The organism is Herbaspirillum sp. RV1423 (assembly GCF_000577615.1).
GTDB lineage: Bacteria > Pseudomonadota > Gammaproteobacteria > Burkholderiales > Burkholderiaceae_D > Herbaspirillum.
In genome coordinates, this window is the sequence record NZ_CBXX010000015.1 from 51,490 (window position 1) to 68,594 (window position 17,105).

Annotated in this window: 17 protein-coding genes; 5 read left to right on the top strand and 12 right to left on the bottom strand. The window is 62.3% G+C overall.

Going from position 1 to position 17,105, the window contains the following annotated elements:
* The first annotated feature begins 145 nt into the window (after positions 1 to 145).
* Complete coding sequence (gene hisC, locus RV1423_RS15305) at positions 146 to 1,213, top strand: histidinol-phosphate transaminase (protein ID WP_034298215.1); 1,068 nt, start codon at positions 146 to 148, stop codon at positions 1,211 to 1,213.
* On the opposite strand, the gene RV1423_RS15310 is transcribed toward hisC, so the two are convergent.
* The gene (locus tag RV1423_RS15310) at positions 1,190 to 2,419 is read right to left on the bottom strand and encodes a YbfB/YjiJ family MFS transporter (protein WP_034298218.1); all 1,230 of its coding nucleotides are present in this window, start codon (positions 2,417 to 2,419) and stop codon (positions 1,190 to 1,192) included. The two genes, hisC and RV1423_RS15310, sit on opposite strands and share 24 nt — an antisense overlap.
* A gap of 86 nt (positions 2,420 to 2,505) precedes the next feature.
* Positions 2,506 to 3,021 carry an HD-GYP domain-containing protein gene (locus RV1423_RS15315; protein ID WP_231502308.1) on the bottom strand — a complete coding sequence of 172 codons (516 nt, stop codon included), beginning with the start codon at positions 3,019 to 3,021 and terminating at the stop codon, positions 2,506 to 2,508.
* Positions 3,022 to 3,220: 199 nt separating this feature from the next.
* Here RV1423_RS15315 and RV1423_RS15320 point away from each other — a divergent pair, with 199 nt between their 5' ends.
* From RV1423_RS15320 to RV1423_RS15330, 3 genes are read left to right on the top strand one after another with little or no spacing between them, the layout of a single operon-like run.
* Positions 3,221 to 4,375: an MFS transporter gene (locus RV1423_RS15320; RefSeq protein WP_034298224.1), complete on the top strand. Its 1,155-nt coding sequence runs from the start codon at positions 3,221 to 3,223 to the stop codon at positions 4,373 to 4,375.
* Positions 4,376 to 4,401: 26 nt separating this feature from the next.
* Positions 4,402 to 4,860 carry an META domain-containing protein gene (locus RV1423_RS15325; RefSeq protein WP_034298226.1) on the top strand — a complete coding sequence of 153 codons (459 nt, stop codon included), beginning with the start codon at positions 4,402 to 4,404 and terminating at the stop codon, positions 4,858 to 4,860.
* Between the two features lie 36 nt (positions 4,861 to 4,896).
* A complete protein-coding gene (locus tag RV1423_RS15330; RefSeq protein WP_034298227.1) occupies positions 4,897 to 5,592 on the top strand; it encodes an alpha/beta fold hydrolase in 696 nt (231 codons plus the stop codon).
* A gap of 76 nt (positions 5,593 to 5,668) precedes the next feature.
* Here the strand turns inward: RV1423_RS15330 and RV1423_RS15335 are convergent, their stop codons facing one another.
* The 3 genes from RV1423_RS15335 to RV1423_RS15345 all read right to left on the bottom strand — a co-directional run bounded on the left by RV1423_RS15335 (position 5,669) and on the right by RV1423_RS15345 (position 7,404).
* Positions 5,669 to 5,941, bottom strand: coding sequence for a hypothetical protein (locus RV1423_RS15335; RefSeq protein WP_034298231.1), 273 nt, complete (start codon positions 5,939 to 5,941; stop codon positions 5,669 to 5,671).
* A 133-nt stretch (positions 5,942 to 6,074) separates the two neighbouring features.
* Positions 6,075 to 7,037, bottom strand: coding sequence for a nitronate monooxygenase family protein (locus RV1423_RS15340; RefSeq protein WP_034298233.1), 963 nt, complete (start codon positions 7,035 to 7,037; stop codon positions 6,075 to 6,077).
* A 49-nt stretch (positions 7,038 to 7,086) separates the two neighbouring features.
* Complete coding sequence (locus RV1423_RS15345; RefSeq protein WP_155835118.1) at positions 7,087 to 7,404, bottom strand: hypothetical protein; 318 nt, start codon at positions 7,402 to 7,404, stop codon at positions 7,087 to 7,089.
* 193 nt (positions 7,405 to 7,597) lie between these two features.
* Here RV1423_RS15345 and RV1423_RS15350 point away from each other — a divergent pair, with 193 nt between their 5' ends.
* Entirely contained in the window at positions 7,598 to 9,358 is a 1,761-nt protein-coding gene (locus RV1423_RS15350) for a methyl-accepting chemotaxis protein (RefSeq protein ID WP_081768841.1), read from the top strand.
* Between the two features lie 82 nt (positions 9,359 to 9,440).
* Here the strand turns inward: RV1423_RS15350 and RV1423_RS15355 are convergent, their stop codons facing one another.
* The 7 genes from RV1423_RS15355 to RV1423_RS15385 all read right to left on the bottom strand — a co-directional run bounded on the left by RV1423_RS15355 (position 9,441) and on the right by RV1423_RS15385 (position 17,103).
* A complete protein-coding gene (locus RV1423_RS15355; protein ID WP_034298331.1) occupies positions 9,441 to 10,349 on the bottom strand; it encodes a hydroxymethylglutaryl-CoA lyase in 909 nt (302 codons plus the stop codon).
* 65 nt (positions 10,350 to 10,414) lie between these two features.
* The gene (locus RV1423_RS15360; RefSeq protein WP_034298237.1) at positions 10,415 to 11,353 is read right to left on the bottom strand and encodes a glyoxylate/hydroxypyruvate reductase A; all 939 of its coding nucleotides are present in this window, start codon (positions 11,351 to 11,353) and stop codon (positions 10,415 to 10,417) included.
* A gap of 74 nt (positions 11,354 to 11,427) precedes the next feature.
* The gene (locus tag RV1423_RS15365) at positions 11,428 to 12,363 is read right to left on the bottom strand and encodes an MBL fold metallo-hydrolase (protein WP_034298238.1); all 936 of its coding nucleotides are present in this window, start codon (positions 12,361 to 12,363) and stop codon (positions 11,428 to 11,430) included.
* 10 nt (positions 12,364 to 12,373) lie between these two features.
* Positions 12,374 to 14,398, bottom strand: a complete 2,025-nt coding sequence (locus RV1423_RS15370) for an acetyl/propionyl/methylcrotonyl-CoA carboxylase subunit alpha (protein WP_034298240.1) — start codon at positions 14,396 to 14,398, stop codon at positions 12,374 to 12,376.
* 39 nt (positions 14,399 to 14,437) lie between these two features.
* Positions 14,438 to 16,060: a carboxyl transferase domain-containing protein gene (locus RV1423_RS15375; RefSeq protein WP_034298243.1), complete on the bottom strand. Its 1,623-nt coding sequence runs from the start codon at positions 16,058 to 16,060 to the stop codon at positions 14,438 to 14,440.
* A gap of 24 nt (positions 16,061 to 16,084) precedes the next feature.
* Positions 16,085 to 16,501, bottom strand: a complete 417-nt coding sequence (locus RV1423_RS15380; protein WP_034298245.1) for a YchJ family protein — start codon at positions 16,499 to 16,501, stop codon at positions 16,085 to 16,087.
* Positions 16,501 to 17,103: a 2-hydroxychromene-2-carboxylate isomerase gene (locus tag RV1423_RS15385; RefSeq protein ID WP_034298247.1), complete on the bottom strand. Its 603-nt coding sequence runs from the start codon at positions 17,101 to 17,103 to the stop codon at positions 16,501 to 16,503. Before RV1423_RS15385 ends, RV1423_RS15380 begins: the two co-directional genes overlap by 1 nt.
* Positions 17,104 to 17,105 lie beyond the last annotated feature (2 nt).

The following is a 17,105-nucleotide window of genomic DNA, read 5'->3' on the forward strand; positions in this document are numbered from 1 at the left end:
GTCGCGCAACCCTCCTTGCGCATGCCCTTAATGCGCAAGCGGCAGCGCCAGTTGACGCGGTTTGCACTTTTATCTGTGCCGCGCGCCGGGCCGGGGTTTGTTACCATTGCTGTTTTATTGCAGAACCTTCCGAAAACCATTCCCCATGAGCAAATTCTGGAGCCCCCTCGTCAGCCGCCTGACGCCCTACACTCCCGGCGAGCAACCCAAGATCAGCAAGCTGGTCAAGCTCAACACCAACGAGAATCCCTACGGCCCGTCGCCGAAGGCGGTCGTCGCCATGGCGCAGGAAGTCGGCGACAACCTGCGCCTGTATCCCAATCCCGACGCCGAACCGCTCAAGCTGGCAATTGCAAAACGGCATGGCTTGTCGACCGCGCAAGTGTTCGTCGGCAACGGTTCGGACGAAGTGCTGGCGCATGCTTTCCAGGCCTTGCTCAAGCATGGCGCGCCGATCCTGTTCCCGGACATCACATACAGCTTCTATCCGACCTATGCCGGCCTGTATGAAGTGGAATACCGCGCCGTGCCGCTGGCGGACGACTTCACCATCCGCGTGGACGATTACCTGGGCCATGGCGATGCCATCGGCGGCATCATCTTCCCGAATCCGAATGCCCCCACCGGTTGCCTGCTGCCGCTGGACGAGGTCGAGCGCATGCTGGCCGGCAATCCGGACCGCGTGGTGATCGTCGACGAGGCGTATATCGATTTCGGCGGCGAGAGCGCCATCGGACTGATAGCGCGTCATCCCAACCTGTTGGTGGTGCAGACGCTGTCGAAGTCGCGTTCGCTGGCCGGTTTGCGCGTAGGATTCGCGGTCGGCCATGTCGACCTGATCAGCGCGCTCGAACGCGTCAAGAACAGTTTCAATTCCTATCCGCTGGATCGCATCGCCATTGTCGGCGCCACTGCCGCGATCGAGGACGACGCGCATTTCGACAAGACCAGGAATGCCGTCATCGCCAGCCGCGGCAAGCTGGTGAGCGACCTGGCGTCGCTTGGTTTCGAGGTGCTGCCGTCGGCTGCCAACTTCATCTTCGCACGCCATCCGCAACATGACGCCGCGGCATTGGCGGCCGCGTTGCGCGGCGACGGCATCATCGTGCGCCACTTCACCAGCGCGCGCATCAATCAGTTCCTGCGCATCACGGTCGGCACCGATGAGGCATGCGGGACGCTGATCGATTCATTGCGTAAGTACCTGGCTTGAATTCAGCGGCCGCTGGCGCCATGCCAGCAGCGCCCCGATCAGCAGGGCCAGCGCCGAAAACAGCAGGCCTTGCTGCAAGCCGCCGCTGCGATCGGCGATCCAGCCGACAATGGTCGGGCCGACAATCTGGCCTGCCGCAAACACGATCGTGAATGCACTGATGCCGACTGACCAGCTCGCCGGCGGCAGGTTGTGGCGCACCAGCGCCGTGGTCGACGCCACCGCCGACAGGAACACGCCGCCGAACATCAATCCCGAAATGAACACCGCCGCCGGCGCCGCCGTCACTGCCGGCACCAGCGTCGCGATGCTCAGCAGCGCATTGAGGAGCGCCAGCGACTGGCCGCCCCTGAACCTGTCGAGCATGCCGGCCCACAAGCGCGACGATCCCACTACCGCCACGCCGAGCAGGGTATAGAACAAGGTGATCATGCCAGCCGACATGCCTTGCTCCTTCAGCAAGGCAATCACGAAGGTCATGTAACCGATATAGCCGAGTCCGAACATGAAGTAGCCCGTCAGTCCGAAACCCAATGTGCGCAGACGGAAATGCCCGGCACCTTGCGTCTGCGGCGGCAGCGTCGGGATGCGCAAGGCGGGAATTGCCATGACGGCGGTGGCGATCAGGCTCAGTGCGCCCATCGCCAGCCAGGCCCACTGCCAGCCGTGCGCTACGCCGCAGGCGCTTGCGGCGGCAATCGTCAGCGGCACGAGCCAGGCCGATGCCACGATGCCGATGCCGCTGCCGCCATAAAACACGCCCAGCAAAAAACCCGCGCGCCGCGGATGCATTGCCGCCAGCCGGCTGACCAGGATGCCGCCGGAGATGAAGACGAAAGCGCTGACCGTGCCGGTCACGATGCGCAGCGACAGCAACGTTGCGGTGTCGGTGACCAAGCCCGACAGGATGATGAAGAACGCCGTCGCCAGGGCGCCGCCGATCAGCATTCCGTGCGTGCCGAAGCGGCGCGCCAGCGGCGGCGTCGCCAATGCGCCCAGCAGGTAGCCGAGCGCATTGCCGGTGTTCATGCCGCCCGCGATCAGATAAGGCCAGCCGAGATCGGTGCGCATCGGCGACAGCAGCAGGGCGTAGGAGAAGCGCGCCACACCGAGCGCGATTGCGGTGCCCAGCGACAGGGCGAGGGCGGTCAGTAAAGGATGGCGCGTGATGAAATCGTGATCGGCGTGCGCAGTCGATGCGGGCATGGGCTTGTCTCTTGGGCGTCGGCGGCTGATGGCTGGTGTTGCGAGCGCCGCCTGATTTTGTCTTGCCCAGAGTGTAGCTGATCTTGCTATGCGGCGTTGCCGCAGACATGCAGGCAGGCGTCGACTGCCGCAGGATCAAGACGCGTGCCGCGCAGGCGCTGGATTTCCTTCAGCGCGGCGGACATGCCCAGGCTTTTGCGATAGGGGCGATCTTCGGACATCGACTCCACGATGTCGGCCACCGTGAGAATGCGCGCGGCCGGCATGATCTGGTCGCCGCGCAAACCGCGCGGATAGCCGGAGCCGTCGAGGTATTCGTGATGCGCGTACACGATGTCGGCCACCGGCAGCGTGAAAGAGATGCGGTTCAGCACGTCGTAGCTGGTTTTGGCGTGCGTCTTGATCAACGTGAATTCGGTGTCGGTGAGCTTGCCTGGTTTATTTAATATTCCGAGTGGAATGTCGACTTTGCCGATGTCATGCACCAGTGCCGCCATATGCAGCGCTTCGAGTTGAGCGGAGCCGACTTCCAGCCGGCGGCCGATGCTCATCGCCAGTCCTGCGACGCGGTGTTCATGCAGGGGGGGGTAGTCGTCGACCATGTGTTGCAGCGCCAGGAGCGCGTCCAGCGTTTGTCGTTCAAGTCTGTGTGGTTGGACAGTCGAATCTAGCATGTGGAAAATAAAATGCCGCCGTAGTGGTGAATGGAAGACATCATTGCGATTGTGCAGAATCCGAAAGCGATTCGCACGGGATGCGAGATAATGGCGGCTGACCGAAGTTTAATCCTCCGATGACCGCATGACAACCGATCTGACTCTCGGCACATCGACGCCGCGCGTGCGTTGGCGACAAATCGCCGTTCCATTTTTCTTTTTCTTGCTCGGCCTGCTCTATGCAAGCTGGGCTGCTCGCATTCCATCGATTCGCGACAACCTGCAACTGGACGCCGCCACGTTGAGCATGGTGCTGCTGTGCGGCGGCATTGGCGCCGTCGGCTCGTTTCCTCTGGCGGCGTGGCTCAATGCGCACTACGGCGCACGTCGTACCGCGTGGTATGCCGGAATCATGTTGCTGATATCGCTGCCGGCCATCGGTTGCGCGCCGGAGCTGGCGCTGCTGATGCTGTTCAGCGCCATGTACGGCGCCGCATCGAGCTGCTTCGATGTCGCCATCAATGCACTCGGCGCGGTGGCGGAAAAGCAGGCCGGGCGCTCCATCATGTCGCTGCTGCATGCATGGTTTTGCGTCGGTACGTTCTGCGGCGCCTTGCTCGGCAGCGCGGTGGCGTCATTCGAGGTGGCGCCGTTCTGGCACTTTCTGTTGTTAAGCCTGTTATTTTTCCTGCCGCTGCGCTGGGGTTACAAGGCCTTGCCGAACGATCGCCCCGAGCCTGACGCGGACAGGAAAATTTTCGCCATTCCGCATGGCCATCTGGTGGCGCTCGGCCTGATCGGTTTTTGCGGCGCCATCGTCGAAGGATCGATTGCCGACTGGAGCGGCCTGTACATGAAGGACCACATGGGGGCGGGCGATGGCGGCGCGCCGCTGGCGTATGCCGGGTTTGCCGGCATGATGCTGCTGGCGCGCCTGGTCGGCGACCGCTTCAAGGAACGCTGGGGCGCGCGCAAGGTGGTGGGCTATGGTGCGCTGCTGGCCGGCGTCGGCGTCTTCATCGCCGTCGCGGCGGCGAACATTCCGATGGCGATCGTCGGCTTCGCGATTGCCGGCAGCGGCGTGGCGATGGTATTCCCGTTCGTGTTCAGCGCCGCCGGCCGGCATGGTTCGATCGCGCTGGCGGGCGTGGCGACGCTGGGTTATAGCGGCAGCCTGGTTGGTCCGCCGATGGTCGGTTTTCTGGCGCACGGTTTCGGGTTGCAGGCGGCGCTGGCGTTCATCGGCGTGCTGTGCGGCGCGGTGGCGCTGGCGGCCGGCCGGGCGAAATGGCTGGAGTGATCTTGTTGAAAAAAGGAGGTGCAGTCATGAAACGATATCTTGCGATTTTCGCCGCGACGGCGGCAACGGTGCTGGCGGCATGCGCAACACCGCAGGCCACGGATAGCGCGGCGCTGGCAATGTCGCGTTGGGAACTGACGAGTTGGCCCGGCCATGATATTCCGCACGGCGACAACGGCGAGCCGGTGATCCTGAATTTCCAGGATGACGGCGCCCAGGCCAGCGTCAGCGGCCGTGCCTGGTGCAACCGGTTCAGCGCGCCATATGTGCTGCGCGACGGCAGCCGTCTCACGATCGGCCACGCCGCCGCCACGCGCATGGCTTGTGCGGGCAAGGCCATGGATTTCGAAGCGGCTTTCCTCGACAAGCTGCAGGCGCTGGAACGATACAAGATCAACGGCAAGACGCTGCAATTGTTTGCGGTCGATGGGGAGGTCATGACCCTCCAGGCGCGCGACATTCCCGGCGCAACGCGGGACAGATAATTGAACGACAATCTACAACGAGGAAATAGAAAGAAGATGCGCGACCTGGTTTTTTTGCCCGGCTTTATGCTGAATGAATCATTGTGGGACGACATGCGCGGCGATCTTGCGACGCTGGGCACATTGCATTTCGGCGACCTGGGACAAGACGATTCGCTGGCGGCGATGGCCGACCGGGTGTTGGACAATGCCCCGGACAGGTTCGTGCTGTTCGGTTTTTCCATGGGCGGTTTCGTGGCGCAGGCGATCACCTTGAAAGCGCCGGAGCGCGTGCTCGGTCTGGGCTTGCTGAATACTTCCTCGCGTGCGCAAAACGCGCAGGAATCGGCGGCGACGCTGGCGCAGATCGCGCTGGCGGAGAAGGCGCCGTTCAAGGGATTGACGTCACGCGCGCTGGCATCGTCGCTGCATCCCGATCGGGCCGGCGACGCGGCGTTGCTGCAGCGTTTGCAAGCGATGGCGCTGAAAAACGGCAAGGAAGTTTTCCTGCGCCAGTTGTCGACGCTGCGCGACGGCAGCTACGCCGACCTGCATCGCATCCTTTGCCCGGCGCTGATCGTGGCCAGCGACGCCGATCGCCTGCGCACGGTGGAGGAGTCGGAAGAGATGGCAAAGCGCATCCCCGCGGCGCGTTTCGAGATCGTGCGCGATTGCGGCCACATGACGCCATTGGAGAAACCGCAGGAACTGGCCCGCATCATCAACGAGTGGATCGCCGACGCCGGGCTTTGATTTCCGGTTTTCTTCCCTTCCTGCCGGACGCTACAACACGCAGCTCGCAAATCGATTGCCATCAGGCCCTGGCGGGTCAATGCGATTTATCGAAAGTTTCGTCGCCGGTCTTGTGCGGCGCTTCGCCGGCGCGTTTGCCGGCATCCTTGTTGACTTCGTCGAGGCCGCCGCTGCCGCGCAGATCCGTGTCTACCTGACCATCGCGAATGTCCTCATAGGCGCGGCGGATTTCCTTCTGCCCGACATCGCTGCGCTGGCTGTCGGCGGACTGGTCATGCTCATGGGGGAGACGGGCTTTGTTTTCCGATTTTGGGTGGCGATCTTTTCTGGTGCGGAGAAAGCTGGTCATAAAGTCCTCACGTGTATGGTGTTTGAGACCGTACGACATACAAGTGAGGAAGAAGTGCCGCTAGTTACAAAGTCGTTTGCAGATAGCGGCATTGTCCGACAGAAGCCGTCTGTCGGCGCAGCATCGAAAGTGGTTATAGCGCAAGACGCTTGCGCGCCGCAGCATATTCGTTTTCGAGGCGCGTCACCATCTCCGCCACCGTCGGCACATCGTCCATCAATCCCACCGCCTGACCGGCGCCCCAGATGTCGCGCCATGCCTTGGCCTTGGTGTCGCCGCCGGAACCGAAATTCATCTTGGTCTTGTCCGCCTCCGGCAGGTTGTCCGGATCGAGCCCGGCGTTGACGATGGATTTCTTCAGGTAATTGCCGTGTATGCCGGTGAAGAGGTTGGTATACACCACGTCGGCCGCGGTCGATTCGATGATGGCCTGGCGGTATGCGTCGCTGACGTTGGCTTCCTTGGTCGCCAGCCAGCGCGAGCCGATGTAGGCCAGGTCGGCGCCCATGGCCTGGGCCGACAGGATGGCGTCGCCGGTGGCGATGGCGCCCGACAGGATGAGCGGGCCGTCGAAGAACTTGCGCACCTCGCCGACCAGCGCGAACGGCGACAGCGTTCCGGCATGGCCGCCGGCGCCGGCCGCCACCAGGATCAGGCCGTCGACCCCGGCTTCCAGCGCCTTTTGCGCGTGACGGATCGAAATCACGTCGTGCAGCACGATGCCGCCATAGCTGTGGATGGCGTCCAGCATTTCCTTCGGCGGCGCGCGCAGGCTCGAGATGATGATGGGAATGCGATGTTTCACGCAGACTTCCACGTCATGCGCGAGACGGTCATTGGACTGATGCACGATCTGATTGACCGCAATCGGGCCGACGATGGCGTCCGGATTGGCGGCGTGATAGGTCGCCAGCTCCGCCTGCAATTGCGTCAGCCAGACGTCGAGTTGCTCCGCCGGACGCGCATTGAGCGCCGGAAAGGAGCCGACGATGCCGGCTTTGCATTGGGCCGCCACCAGCGCAGGGCCGCTGGCGATGAACATCGGCGAGGCAATCACGGGCAGGCGCAAGTGTTGCAGGATGGCTGGAATCGGCATGGCGGCGTCTCATCATTGTTGGTAATGCGGCGATTATAAGGTGAAAATATTACGATCGTGCTTTTTGTGTTGTTGCGTCGAATATTTTTTGTTTTTGACAAGTCTTCTTATTTTGTAAACATGTTATGTTTTCTATAAACCAGCCGATAAAGACTTGCACGCTGCCGTATGGCGCGCCGTTTGCGAGTGCATGCGTGTTCAATGCTGGTTTTTCAAGGTGCCTTTCCGAGGGGGATATATGGATACCTTTCTGACTGTGACCGCCATCGCCGGCGGCCTTGTCCTGGCGGCAATACTTCATCATCGACTTCTTCAGGCGCGTCTGCAGCATATACGCACGCGCAGTCGTCACCGACACTAATTCCATTCATCAATCGCGCAGTACCACAGCACCGTCTGTCGGCGGTGCTGTGTCGTGTCGTCTCGTCTCGGGATGTCGTGCATCCATGTTGCCGGCGACAAAATTTTTGAGAAAACCGAGGAGGTGAGGATGCGCAAACTATTCACTTTAAAGCGGAGTTTTTTTTTTCTTTGTCGTGCTGGCAGCATTGTCGATATTGATGTTTGCCACATTGCAACTGATATTGAGGGCGCAGACCGAGATCGAAAAAGCCGGTGATGCGCGCTATAACTCCTACAAGCTCGCCAGCGAAGTCCGCAACAATTCAGAACGTCTGACTGCATCCGTGCGCAGATACGTCGTCACCGGCGATCCGAGATACGAGGCGATTTATTGGGACATCGTCGCCGTCAGCACCGGCAAGAAACCGCGCCCCGACGGCCGCACCATTTCCGTCACCGATCTGATGAAACAGGCCGGTTTTACCGATCAGGAATTCGCCAAGCTCAATGAGGCCCAATCGTTATCCACGGCGCTGATCAAGACGGAAGACATCGCCATGCATGCGGTCAAGGGCGAGTACGACGACGGCACCGGGAAATTCACCAAGAAAGATACGCCCGACCTGGAGAAGGCGCGCAAACTGGTGTACGACGACGTCTACGAAAAAAATGCCGCAAACATCATGCAGCCGATCACTGAATTTGAAACGCTGATGGACCGACGCACTGCCGGCGAACTGGACAAGGCGCGTGGCGACGGAACCCGGGCTTATGTCGTCGCCCTGGTAATGCTCGGCTTGATGCTGGCGACCTCGGTGGCCGTGCTCTATGCGCTGTATGTCCTGATCAAGAAACAGCTCGATCAGAGCCTGGTCGCCGCAGAGAAACTGGCCACCGGCGACCTGACCGCCAAACTTGCGGTCGAACGCGACGATGAAATCGGCCGCCTGATGGGCGCCATCAACGGCATCGGCGAGGGACTCGCCAGCGTGGTCGGCAATGTGCGCACCGGCACTGAAACCATCAACGTCGCCTCGCGCGAAATCGCCACCGGCAATGCCGACCTGTCGAACCGCACCGAGTCCCAGGCCTCCAGCCTGGAAGAAACCGCGAGCTCGATGGAAGAGCTGACATCGACGGTGCGACAGAACGCCGACAACGCGCGCCAGGCCAATTCGCTGGTGACCTCGGCGTCCGAGCTGGCGCTCAAGGGCGGCAAAGTGGTCGGCGATGTGGTCGTCACCATGGGCTCGATCAAAGAAAGCTCAAGCAAGATTGTCGACATCATCAGCGTGATTGACGGTATCGCCTTCCAGACCAACATCCTGGCATTGAACGCGGCGGTGGAAGCGGCACGCGCCGGCGAACAGGGCCGCGGCTTCGCGGTGGTGGCGAGCGAAGTGCGCAGCCTGGCGCAGCGCAGCGCCTCGGCGGCCAAGGAAATCAAGGAACTGATCGGCGATTCGGTGGGCAAGGTCGACGCCGGCGGCAAGCTGGTGGACGAAGCCGGCGCCACCATGGGCGAGATCGTGACCTCGGTCAAGCACGTGGCCGACATCATGGGCGAGATCACCGCCGCCAGCCAGGAGCAAAGCACAGGCATCGAGGAAGTGAACCGGGCGATTACGCAGATGGATGAGATCACGCAGCAAAACGCCGCGCTGGTCGAGCAGGCCGCCGCCGCAGCCGAAAGCCTGCAGGAACAGGCCGGTCTGTTGGCGCAGGCTGTCAGCGTGTTCAAGCTGTCCGACAACGATCATGGCCGCATGTCTGCGACTTCGCATACGGCGCCGCAGCCAAAGCCGGTCCATAAAGCTGCCGCCGTGCGCGCGCCGGCGGCGAAGCAGAAGCCACTCAAAGCACCTGTGCAGGCGGTTGCGAAACCGGTTGCAAAACCGGCTGCACTGCCGACGGCAGCTTCCGCCGACAGGACCGTCAAAGCAACCGGCGCCGATGAAAATTCCTGGGAAGAATTCTGATGATTCAGAGATTCTGACGCGCCCAGGTAAAAAGCGGCATGACCATTACCGGTCGTGCCGCTTTCCCTTTCGAGCCGAATGCTTACGCTGTGCGCTTGGCCGCAATGGCGTTTCCTGCGCGGCTGACTGCCTTGCGACCAAGGTGCTGCGAAATGAACTGGCCTGCATCCACCACCGCATCCAGATTGACGCCGGTCTCGATGCCCAGGCCTTGCATCATGTAGAGCACATCTTCCGAGGCGACGTTGCCGGTCGCACCCTTGGCGTAAGGACAGCCGCCCAGGCCGGCGACCGAAGAGTGATAGATCGTGATGCCGACTTCCAGGCTGGCGTAGATATTGGCCAGCGCCTGGCCGTAGGTATCGTGGAAATGCCCCGACAGGCCGTCGATATGGAACTCGCGGATGGCCGCTTGCATGACCGGCGCAACCTTGTTCGGCGTCGCCACGCCGATGGTGTCGGCGATGTCGATCTCGTCGCAACCCAGATCGCGGAAACGGCCGACGACGTCGGCCACCGCCGACAGCGGCACATCGCCTTGGTAGGGGCAGCCGAACGCGCAACTGACGGCTGCGCGCAGGCGTTTATTGTGTTGTTTTGCCGCTTGCGCGACCTCGCGGAAGCGCGCGATCGATTCGGCGATAGAGCAATTGATATTCTTCTGCGAAAACGCTTGGGACGCGGCGCCGAAAATCACCATCTCATCGACGCCGGCTTCCAGCGCCGCTTCAAAACCCTTCATGTTGGGCACCAGCGCGGAATAGATCACACCGGGTTTGCGTGCAATGCCGCGCATGACTTCGCCGGACGTCGCCATCTGCGGCACCCATTTCGGCGACACGAACGACGCCGCTTCGATGTTGACGAAGCCGGCCGCCGTCAAGCGGTCGACCAGTTCGATCTTGACCTCGGCGGAAATGGTTTCCTTCTCGTTCTGCAAGCCGTCGCGCGGACCGACTTCGACGATTTTTACTTTCTTGGGCAGGCTCATGGCGTTTGTCTCCTTTGCTATTTTGGGCAGGTTGTCGGATGCGGGATGCGGCGCGGGCGCCACGATCAATATCCTCGCTTGCGATCGACCAGACCGGCGACTGTTTCGCCGCGTTGCAGGGCGGCGATCTTTTCGGCGATCTGGCGCGCCGCGATATCGCGTACCGTCAGCGCGGAAATATGCGGCGTGATGGCGATGCGCGGGTCGCTCCAGAACGGATGCTGAGGCGGCAACGGCTCTTCCCGGAACACGTCGAGCGTGGCGCCGGCAATCCGGCCGCTTGCCAGCAGCGGCGGCAAATCGGCTTCGACCAGATGGCCGCCGCGCGCCAGGTTGATCAGGTAAGCGCCGTGCGGCAACTGCGACAGCGTCTCGCGATTGAGGATGCCGGCGGTTTCCGGCGTCAGCGGCACCATGCATACCAGCACGCGCGCGCTGCGCAGGAAGTCATTCAATTGCGCGGCACCCGCGTGGCTCGTCACGCCGGGCATCGATCGGGGAGTGCGGCTCCAGCCGCTGACCTTGAAACCGAAATGCTGCAGGCTCTCGGCGATGCGCTGGCCGAGCACGCCCAGTCCCAGGATGCCGACGCCGAAATCGGCCTTGTCGAATGGCGGCAGCGGTTTCCATTCGCCGCGCCGCGCTTGCTGTTCGTACAGGTCGAGGCGGCGGTAATAGCGCAGCGTCGCCTGGACGGCGAATTCTGCCATTTGTTCGGCCATGCCGCCGTCGTCGATGCGGATCAGCGGCAGGTGTTCCGGCACCACGTTCAATTGCAGGATGGCGTCGACGCCGGCGCCGAGATTGAATACCGCTTTCAGCTCGGGATGCGCCCGCAGCATCTCGAACGGCGGCTTCCACACCACCGCATAATCGGCCGGCGCGGCAGAAGCAGCGTCGCCGGATTGCCAGAGGCGGACGTCGGCGTCCGGCAGGGCGGCGCGCAGATCGCGCAGCCAGGCGTCCTGGCTGGCGGTGTCTGCGGTCTGGAACAGGATGCGCATGTAGGTTGTCTGCAAAAAGTGAAGTAAGCCGATGATTTTACCTGCAACGCGTCGCCATCGCTGCCATAACCAGCTTAGCCAGCGTTGCGCAATTCGCCGCCCACGATGGCGGCTGCGCCCGCTCTGACCAGTTGCGCCATCGCCCAGTCGGCGAGCGCGGCGTCGCCGAGATGGAAGTAGCGACGGTTGCATGCGGCCAGCAGCGGAATATCCGCCATCATCGACGACACCTGTTCGAGCGGAATCGTTTGCCGCTCCAGCAGCAGGAATTTCAAGATCACCTTGACGCTGTTCTGCGCATTGCGCAGCGGATCGTCCTGCAGATAGTCGAGTCGCGAATACGCTGTCGCCAGCGCCGCGCCGACATCCGCGAACGGCGCGCCGTGGCCGGGGATGACCAGCCGCACATCGAGTCCTGCAATCAGGTCTAGCGTCGCGTGCGCCTCGGCGAATCCGGACTTGCCTTCCAGCTCCGGGAAGATCACGCCGAAGCCGTTCTGCCACAGGGCATCGGCCGAGATGAGCAATCCCTCTTGCGCGCAATACAAAATCAGCGAATGCGGATCGTGTCCCGGCGCCGCCAGCGCGGTCCATTGCAGATCGCCAAGCAGCAGCGCATCGCCGTCCCGTATGGTGTCATCAAACGCGAAACGCGGACATTGCTGGCCGGTCGCCTTGTAGCTCAGTTGGTCTTCATCCCAGCGCGCCACCTTGCCGGCTTCGGCATGCGGGATCGCGGTGCGGCAGCGATAGGCGGCTTGCAAGGCCGCGTTGCCGCCGCAATGATCGGAATGCAGGTGTGTGTTGACCAGCCGGTCCAGCCGGTTACTGCGGTCGTGTTCCCGCAGCACATGCGCGATCAGCGCCAGCGTCTGCGGCGCATGCGTGACGTAGCCGCTGTCGACCAGCGCGGTCTCCTGCTCGCCGAGGAACAGGATATTGTTCGACGACAGCCAGCCGCGCTCCAGCACATGGATGCTGGACGGCAGGCCGAACGGATTGGCAATCATCGCGGCGGGCTCAGGCCGGGGTGAACGCCAGCAACTGCGCGCCTTCCGCCACCTGGTCGCCGACCAGGTACAGCAGCTCGTCGATGACGCCGTCGGCGGGCGCGGCGATGGTGTGTTCCATCTTCATTGCTTCCATGATCAGCAGCGGCGCACCCTTGGCGACGCTGCGGCCCTTCTCCACCAGCACCGCGACAATCTTGCCCGGCATCGGCGCGGTCAGGCGGCCGCCTTCGCTCTCGCTGTGACCGGCATGCGCCATCGGGTCGTCCCATTCCAGCACAGTGTGTCGGCCATGATGGAAGACATGAAAGACGTCGCCATCGCGCACGACATTGCCGGCGACGGTTGCATCGCCCAACGCGATGCGCAGATCGGCATGGTTGTGGTCGTCCACGCGCAGACTGTGTTGCGTGCCGTCGCGATGCAGAATCCATTGCGCGCTGCCGCGATACTCGACGGTCATTGTGTAGACGCCCGCTTCGTCGCTGAATGTCAATGTGCGCAACAGCGTGCCGTTCATTCGCCAGCCGCTGGTTTGCGCCCATGGATCGCGGGCGTCGGGCGCGCGGGGCGTTTCCTGCGACAGCAGGAGCGCCGCCGCGAGCCCCAGCGTCGCGGTTGACGCCGCTTGCTGCGCCGGGAACAGCGCATCGTGGTGACGCTCGATCAGTCCGGTATCGAGGTCCGCCGTGGAGAACGCCTGCCCCGCAATCAGACGCTGCAAAAAACCGATGTTGCTGGCCAGGCCGACGATGCGGTATTGCGCCAGCGCCGTCGCCATGTTGGTCAGTGCGGCGTCGCGGTCCTTGCCCCAGACGATCAGCTTGGCGATCATGGGATCGTAGAACGGCGAAATCGCGTCGCCTTCGCGCACGCCGGAATCGATACGCACCGCAGCCGGCGATTGCGCATGGCCGGCAACGCGGAAATGCACCGCAGGCGGCGTATGCAGATAGCGCAGCGTGCCGATCGACGGCAAGAAGCCCTTTTCCGGATTTTCCGCATAGATGCGCGCCTCGATGGCGTGGCCGTTGAGTTGCAATTGTTCCTGGCGCAGCGGCAAGGTTTCGCCTGCGGCCACGCGCAATTGCCACTCGACCAGATCGAGGCCGGTGATCATTTCGGTCACGGGGTGTTCGACTTGCAGGCGCGTATTCATTTCCATGAAGTAGAAACTGCCGTCCTCGCCGTTGGAATAATCGGCAATGAACTCCACCGTACCCGCGCCGACATAGCCGACCGCCTGCGCCGCCGCCACCGCCGCTTCACCCATGGCGCGGCGGCGTTCTTCGCTCATGCCGGGCGCTGGCGCTTCTTCCAGCACCTTCTGGTGACGGCGCTGCACCGAGCAATCGCGCTCGAACAGGTAGACGCATTCGCCACGGTTGTCGGCAAATACCTGGATCTCGATATGACGCGGCCGCGTCAGGTATTTTTCCACCAGCACCTTGTCGTCGCCGAAGCTGTTGATCGCTTCGCGTTTGCACGAGGCGAGCGCAGCCTTGAAGTCTTCAGGTTTCTCGACAATGCGCATGCCCTTGCCGCCGCCGCCGGCGCTGGCTTTGAGCAGCACCGGATAGGCGATGCGGTCGGCTTCCTTTTGCAGGAAGTCGGGGTCCTGGTTGTCGCCGTGATAGCCGGGAACCAGCGGCACGTTGGCGTTTTCCATCAAGGCCTTGGCCGCCGATTTGGAGCCCATCGCGTGGATCGCCGATGCCGGCGGGCCAATGAAGACCAGTCCGGCTTTGGCGCAGGCTTCCGCAAAACCGGCATTCTCGGACAGGAAACCATAGCCCGGATGGATTGCCTGGGCACCGGTCGCCAGCGCCACGGCGATGATCTTGTCGCCCAGCAGATAGCTTTCCTTGGCCGGCGCCGGGCCGATCAACACGGCTTCGTCGCAGGCTGCGACATGCTTTGCGCATGCGTCCGCCTCCGAATACACGGCCACGGTCTTGATGCCGAGCTTGCGCGCGGTTTCCGCGACCCGGCAAGCGATTTCGCCGCGATTGGCGATCAGGATTTTGCTGAACATTTTGTCTCCTCGGACATTATTTTTGTCTGGCGTCTGCGTTTACATCCGGAATACGCCGAATTTCGTTTCTTCGATCGGCGCATTCAGCGCCGCGCTCAATCCCAGGCCGAGCACCATGCGCGTATCGGCGGGATCGATCACGCCGTCGTCCCAGAGACGCGCCGAGGCATAGTAGGGATGTCCCTGATGTTCGTACTGTTCGCGGATCGGCGTCTTGAAAGCGGCTTCTTCTTCCACCGACCAGGTGCCGCCTTTCGCTTCGATGCCGTCGCGCTTGACGGTGGCCAGCACGCTCGCGGCCTGCTCGCCGCCCATCACCGAGATGCGCGCGTTCGGCCACATCCACAGGAAACGCGGCGAAAACGCGCGGCCGCACATGCCGTAATTGCCGGCGCCGAAACTGCCGCCGATGATCATCGTCAGCTTCGGCACCGATGCCGTGGACACCGCCGTCACCATCTTGGCGCCGTTGCGCGCAATGCCTTCGTTTTCGTATTTGCGGCCGACCATGAAGCCGGTGATGTTTTGCAGGAAGATCAGCGGGATCTTGCGCTGGCAGCACAGCTCGATGAAGTGCGCGCCCTTGAGCGCGGATTCCGAAAACAGGATGCCGTTGTTGGCGATGATGCCGACCGGCATACCGTACAGGTGCGCGAAGCCGCATACCAGCGTGACGCCGTAACGTGCCTTGAATTCGTCGAACTCGCTGCCGTCGACGACACGCGCGATGACCTCGCGCACGTCGAAGGGTTTGCGCGTGTCGGCCGGGATGATGCCGTACAGCTCATGCGCCGGATACTTCGGTTCCTGTGGCTCGCGCAACGCCGGTTGTTGCGGCTTGCTGCGGTTGAGATTGCCGACGATGCTGCGCGCGATCGACAACGCGTGCAGATCGTTTTGCGCCAGATGATCGACCACGCCCGACAGCCGCGTGTGCACGTCGCCGCCGCCCAGTTCTTCCGCGGTGACGACTTCGCCGGTGGCGGCTTTCACCAGCGGCGGTCCGGCCAGGAAGATGGTGCCCTGGTCCTTGACGATGATGGATTCGTCGCTCATCGCCGGCACGTAGGCGCCGCCCGCCGTGCAGGAACCCATCACCACGGCGATCTGCGGGATGCCCTTGGCGGACAGGTTGGCCTGATTGAAGAAGATGCGGCCGAAGTGGTCGCGGTCGGGGAACACTTCATCCTGATTCGGCAGGTTGGCGCCGCCGCTGTCGACCAGGTAGATGCAGGGAAGATGGTTGAATTCGGCGATCTCTTGCGCACGCAGATGTTTTTTTGCGGTCATCGGGTAATAGGTGCCGCCCTTGACGGTTGCATCGTTGCAGACGATCACGCATTCCTGCCCGGCGACGCGGCCGATGCCGGTGATGATGCCGGCCGACGGCGCCGCATCCTTGCCTTCCTTCTCCTGGTACATGCCGTAGGCGGCAAGTTGAGAAAATTCAAGGAAGGGCGTGCCGGGATCGAGCAGCATCTGCACACGGTCGCGCGGCAGCAGTTTGCCGCGCGCCAGATGCTTGTTGCGTGCGGCTTCGCCGCCGCCTTGCGCGATCGCGGCGATCTTTTCCCTGAGGTCGTCGACGATGGTTTGCATCGCGGCGGCATTGCTCTGGAAATCCTCGCTGCGCGTATTCAGTTTGCTGTCGAGTTGCGGCATGTGATCCTTTGTCTCAATGTATTTTTATTCGTCGTCCGGGAAAGCGCCGTCGACGTAGTACCAACGCGCCACGCCGGCGGCATCGGTCTGACGCACGAAGCTGCTGACCTCGTGCAGGCGATGGGCGCGGCCGCCAACCTTGAAGCGGGCGATGAACTCGACGGTCGCTTCGTCGCTGTCTTTTTCGTGTTTTTGTCTGATCACGTCCAGGCCTATCCATTTGACGTCGCTCTCGGCCGTGATCGGTTCATCCGGCAGGGTGTCCGGATGCCAGGTCGAGCGCAGGTAGGCCTCTTCGCGCAGCGCGAATGCCGTATAGCGCGAACGCATCAATTGTTCCGCCGTTGCCGGTACCGCAGCACCGGAGATGAAGCGGCCGCAGCAAGCGGCATACATGCCTTTGCCGCAGGGGCATGCCTGTTTGTCCGACTTGCCTGCCATCAGATTTTCCCGTTTTTCAATAATGCCTCCAGTTGATCGAAGCGATCGAATCCCCAGAAGGCTTCGCCATCGACGATGACGAACGGCGAACCGAATACGCCGCGTTCGATGGCGGCGGTAACTTCCTGCTTCAGCGCATCCTTGATGGCGTCATTGCTGAGCGCCGCCTGCAATTTTTCGACATCGATGCCGAGGTCGCCGGCGATGCGCAATACCGCGTCGACCTTGCTGATGTCGATGTTCTCGGTGAAGTAGGCGCTGTAGAGCGTGTGGATCAGGTTGACCGCTTTGGCCGGATCGTTCTTCTGCGTCCACAATACCGCGCGTGCCGCCTGTTGCGAAGCGATCGGCAGCACGTCCGGCATCTTGAAGAAGATGTTGTGGAAGCGCGCGGTGCGCTCCATGTCATGGTGCGAGTAGTCGCCTTTCAACGGGACGCTCGCCAGCGGCGCGATGTTCATCAGCTTGAATGCCGGGCCCAGCAGGATCGCATGCCAGTTGACCTGACGGCCGTATTGGGCCGCCAGCTTTTCGATGTGCAGCGAGCCGAAATAGCCGTAGGGCGAACTGAAGTCGAAGTAGAAATCGATAGGTGCGCTCATAT